The organism is Anaerococcus tetradius ATCC 35098 (assembly GCF_000159095.1).
Lineage (GTDB): Bacteria > Bacillota > Clostridia > Tissierellales > Peptoniphilaceae > Anaerococcus > Anaerococcus tetradius.
This window is the reverse complement of the sequence record NZ_GG666298.1, coordinates 10,681-12,440: the sequence shown is the minus strand read 5'-3', so window position 1 is coordinate 12,440 and position 1,760 is coordinate 10,681. Positions and strand designations below refer to the sequence as shown.

The 1,760-nt window shown below is 27.6% G+C and carries 3 protein-coding genes; all 3 read right to left on the bottom strand.

Going from position 1 to position 1,760, the window contains the following annotated elements:
• Window positions 1-785: C40 family peptidase (locus tag HMPREF0077_RS10975; protein WP_004837298.1), on the bottom strand; the 785-nt coding region annotated here is incomplete at its 3' end.
• A gap of 106 nt (window positions 786-891) precedes the next feature.
• Window positions 892-1,407, bottom strand: a complete 516-nt coding sequence (locus HMPREF0077_RS10970; RefSeq protein ID WP_004837297.1) for a hypothetical protein — start codon at window positions 1,405-1,407, stop codon at window positions 892-894.
• A gap of 123 nt (window positions 1,408-1,530) precedes the next feature.
• On the bottom strand, window positions 1,531-1,760 hold a 230-nt coding region (locus HMPREF0077_RS10965; RefSeq protein ID WP_004837296.1), incomplete at its 5' end, for a hypothetical protein.

The following is a 1,760-nucleotide window of genomic DNA, read 5'->3' as shown; positions in this document are numbered from 1 at the left end:
ACACCAGACTTTGTAAATGACCAACATACAAAACCTGAACAGTCAAAGTTAGATGGTCCACTTGCTCCAAACACATATCTTTTGCCTATATGTTTTTCTGCTTCATTAAATAAGGCTTTGGCAGTTTCAGAATCAAAAGCAAGACCGGGATTTCCAAAGTTTGGATTGTCTATAATCTCTCCCAAGTTCCCATAGCTTGATCCAAAATATCCACTCATATTTCCCTGACTATCAAGTAATGCTAAATAATGAGCCATATTTGTTTCATAGTTTGCAAATTCTTCTCTTGCTATTTCATCAATACTTTTCTTTTTTATAGTTAATGTTAGAATTCTATAGATATATGGATTTCCTTCACTGTCATATTTTATAATAGACTTTGAAGTATATTTTTTCTCATACATTTGATTAAATAGTTTTTTTAATTCCTTTTGTATCTCTTCAGCTGACTTAATCTCTCCATATCTTGCTGTTAAATAGCTAAAAAGCTCGTGTAGATCATGACCAACAGAATCTCCTTTTATATGATATTCATCATAATTTGGATAATTTTCTTTAATACTATCTATTTCATCTTGTAATGCATATTCATAACTTGTAAATTCATTATTAATATCCATTAAAACTTCTTCTTTTGATAGATAGCTTGTAGCTATAACATTACTTGTTAATCCTGAAGTAAGACTTCCAACATTGCTAATTCCTTGAAATAGCATAAAAAAAAGTCCTAAAATACAAAGGGCAATTAAAATTTGCTTATATCCTTTGTTTTTTAAAACTTCCAATGTTTTCTTTCCAATATTAGCGAAAGATTTCTTTATTCTATTTACTAAACCTTCCCTTGTTTCTTCCTAAAATCTCTCTGAAACTTCTTTTTCATAAAAAATCGATTCATTTATTAGAGTTTTGATAAGCTTTAGTCTTCTTCAATTCTTCAAAATTTCTTTGAAATAGGAGTTTACTTTCTTTCTTATAAATTTTTCCTTCTAAAGATTTTATTTTTCTTTGAGTTTTTAAAGGTTTTTTTCTTCTAAAATGGCTAATTTCTCTACCTACAACTTCGGTAGTTCTACTAAGCTTATAAGCAGCGTTAACGCCTGCATTATCATCTTTCCCACTATATAGATAGTTTGCAGTCATAGCACTTGCAAAAGTAATAGGTTTTTCTAAACCCGCTTTTTTTGACTTTTTCTTATCCTTAATTAACTCTTTTTCCTTTTTATTCTTTTTCTCATATAGTTTTGATATTTTATCTTCCTTTTTATAAAACTTATCTTTTTCACTTTTGTTATCTTTTTTAGAATGGAATTTAGTTTTATTTTTTGTATCTACCTTATTTTCTTCAGATACATTTTTAGAATCCTGTACTTCTTTTTTTGTCCTAGGTGTATTCTTTCTTTGGATCAAAGTTGCTTTTCTTTATCGTATTATCAAAAGCGTCTTTTATTTGTCTTTTCTTTCCCTTGTTTTTATTAGAAATGCCACTATGATTTAAATCAAGTTCATCTACTTCAAGATTCTCATTTTTTATTACGTTTTTTTCCTGTTTGAAGATTTCTTTTTTCGTCCTATTTTTTCTTGATTCTTTTTATTTATATTATATTTATCTTTATTTTTTTCAGATTCACTTTTAAATCCTTCAGATAGGCTATCCTGTCTAAATTTCCCACTAGAAACCCTACCCATTAGCATATTTTTTTCTTCTAAATTTCTAACTTTGCCTTTGAAATATTTGCTATTTTGTTTTTTATTAGTATTCA